This window comes from Stenotrophomonas sp. FW305-C-20-S1, from assembly GCF_058783335.1.
Genome location: NZ_JBYTEK010000078.1, coordinates 1 through 2483, shown reverse-complemented (window position 1 = coordinate 2483; position 2483 = coordinate 1). Strand labels below are relative to the sequence as shown.

Below are 2483 nucleotides of genomic sequence, written 5' to 3'. Positions count from 1 at the left end.
CCCATCCCTGGGGGCTTGGCCGCGGCATCCATGCCGCGGACACCCCCGCAACCGGACCCACCCCGCCTTCGACAGTTTTTCGCTGCTGTCGGAACGGCGTCTGTGCTGCTGTTGGTGGGTGTCGACCCTGGTCGACACAGTAGATCCACGCCATGCGTGGATGAAGCATTCGCGATGGAGCCGAGCATCTGCTCGGCTCTTTTCGTTTGTGAACTGATGGATGGGGATCCATCGGAAAGATGATCGCGAGGAACGAGCGAAGCGACCCGCTGTTGCTTTTGATTTTCTTCTTTGTTTTCCGTGGTGGACGCACACGGAACACGTCCGTGGCCGGGTGGGTAGGTTGTGCAGGGGCGTGAGCCGCATGGATGCGGCGACCGAGCCTACAGGGACGTATTTACGGCGTCCCCTGCGCAACCTACCCACCCGGCCAGCCTCATGGACCGCGCTTTGCGCGAACCACCACGAGGGGCTCAGCCGTTGGCCGCAAACTCCGGCACAATCGCTGCAGTGAATCCCCCAACTGCAGTGAGCGTGCAATGCGTATCCTGATCCTCGGCGCCGGCGGTACCGGCGGTTACTTCGGTGGTCGCCTGGCCCAGGCTGGCGTGGACGTGACCTTCCTCGTGCGCCCCGCGCGCGCTGCGCAGCTGGATCGTGATGGCCTGGTGCTGCGCAGCCCGGTGGGCGATGCCACGTTCCCGGTGCAGCACGTCACCGCAGATGCCCTGCCTGCGCTGGCTGCGGACAAGCCGTTCGATCTGGTGATCCTCAGCTGCAAGGCCTACGACCTGGACAGCTCGATCGATGCCATCGCCCCGGCGGTGGGCGCGGGTACCACCGTGCTGCCGATCCTCAACGGCCTGCATCACTACAACGCGCTCGACGCGCGCTTCGGCCGCGACGCCGTGCTCGGCGGTCTGTGCTTCATCAGTGCGACCAAGGCGCCTGATGGCACCGTGCTGCACCTGGGCAAGCCGGCCAAGCTGACCTTCGGCGAACGCGATGGCGGTGCGATCTCCGCGCGCGTGCAGGCGTTCGCAGCAGCGTGTGCGCAGGCCAATCTCGATCATCTGGCCAGTGAGCACATCGGCCAGGAACAGTGGATCAAGTACACGTTCCTGACCGCGCTGGCGGCGGCCACCTGCCTGCTGCGTGCGGACATCGGCACGATCGTGGCCACCGACGACGGCGACGCCATCGTGCGTGGGCTCTATGACGAATGCCTGGCGGTGGCCGAAGCGGCGGGTGAGCCGGTGCCGCAGGCGGCGCAGGACACCGCGCGTGGCACCCTGACCCAGGCCGGTTCGGCGTTGAAGGCGTCGATGCTGCGCGACCTGGAAGCAGGCCAGCAGGTGGAAGCGGCCCAGATCGTCGGCGACATGCTGGCGCGTGCGCGCGCCGCGGGCCAGGAAGCGTTGCTGCTGCAGGTCGCCTACAGCAGCCTGCAGGCCTACCAGGCCCAGCGCTCGGTGTGATCCGATGAACATGCCTGGCCCGTTGCCGAAGCGCGTACTGATCCTCGGCATGGGCTGGAGTGGCCGCGTGTTGGCCGCGCGCCTTCAGGCCCAGGGCGTACACGTGGAAGGCACGGTGCGCGATCCGGCGTCGGCACCTGGCGATGGCCTGCCGCGTCATCAGCTGCGTGCCGACGCCGCGCTTGCCCCGAGCCTGCTCGCTGCGATTGCCCATGCCGACGCGGTGCTGTGCAGCGTCCCTCCCGATGCCGAGGGCGACCCGGCGCTGCGCCTGCTGCATGCCGCGTTGCGCGACAGCAGTTCACTGCGTTGGCTCGGTTACCTGTCGTCGACCTCGGTCTACGGCGACCGCGACGGTGGCTGGATCAATGAGCACAGCGTGGCCGATGCCACCGGGCCGGCAGGCAGGCAGCGTCGCCTCGCCGAAACGCAATGGCGTGCGCTGGCGGAGGCGCGCGGTATCGCCTCGGCGATGTTCCGCCTGCCGGGCCTCTATGGACCCGGGCGCAACGCGCTGCTGCAGCTGGCGCAGGGCCGCGCGCGGCACGTGGTGCGGCCAGGGCTGGTGTTCAATCGCCTGCACGTGGACGACCTGGCTGCGGTGGTGATCGCCGCGATGCAACGCCCCACGGCCAATGCGCTGTATCTGCCGAGCGATGACGAACCGGCGCCGCCGCAGGATGTACTGGCCTTCGCTGCGCAGCTGGGGGGATTCACCCTGCCGCCCGCGGTGGCCTGGGACGATCCATCAGTGAGCGCGACATTGCGGCGCTTCTACCAGAGCAGCAAGCGCATCGACAGCCGCAGCACGCGCGACGCGCTGGGCTGGACGCCGCGGTTTCCAACGTATCGGGAAGGGCTGACGGATCTTGCCGCTTCGCTCGCCGGGCATGGCCCGGCGCTACCGGATCCGGGCGCTTCCGGCTGACGGGTAGTGGGGGGGGGGGGGGGGGGGGGGGGGGGGGGGGGGGGGGGGGGGGGGGGGGGGGGGGGGGGGGGGGGGGG

The 2483-nt window shown here is 69.1% G+C and carries 2 protein-coding genes; both read left to right on the top strand.

Annotated elements, in window-relative coordinates:
• Positions 1-539: 539 nt before the first annotated feature.
• Positions 540-1478: a 2-dehydropantoate 2-reductase gene (gene panE / locus AC3WTC_RS20460; protein ID WP_312308208.1), complete on the top strand. Its 939-nt coding sequence runs from the start codon at positions 540-542 to the stop codon at positions 1476-1478.
• A gap of 10 nt (positions 1479-1488) precedes the next feature.
• Positions 1489-2406, top strand: a complete 918-nt coding sequence (locus tag AC3WTC_RS20455) for an NAD-dependent epimerase/dehydratase family protein (RefSeq protein ID WP_492712424.1) — start codon at positions 1489-1491, stop codon at positions 2404-2406.
• Positions 2407-2483: the final 77 nt, after the last annotated feature.

What these genes read in the sequence shown, in the direction of transcription:
- AC3WTC_RS20455 (WP_492712424.1), top strand. Translation starts at nt 1,489, where the DNA reads ATGCCTGGCCCGTTGCCGAAGCGCGTACTGATCCTCGGCATGGGCTGG.
- panE (WP_312308208.1), top strand. Translation starts at nt 540, where the DNA reads ATGCGTATCCTGATCCTCGGCGCCGGCGGTACCGGCGGTTACTTCGGT.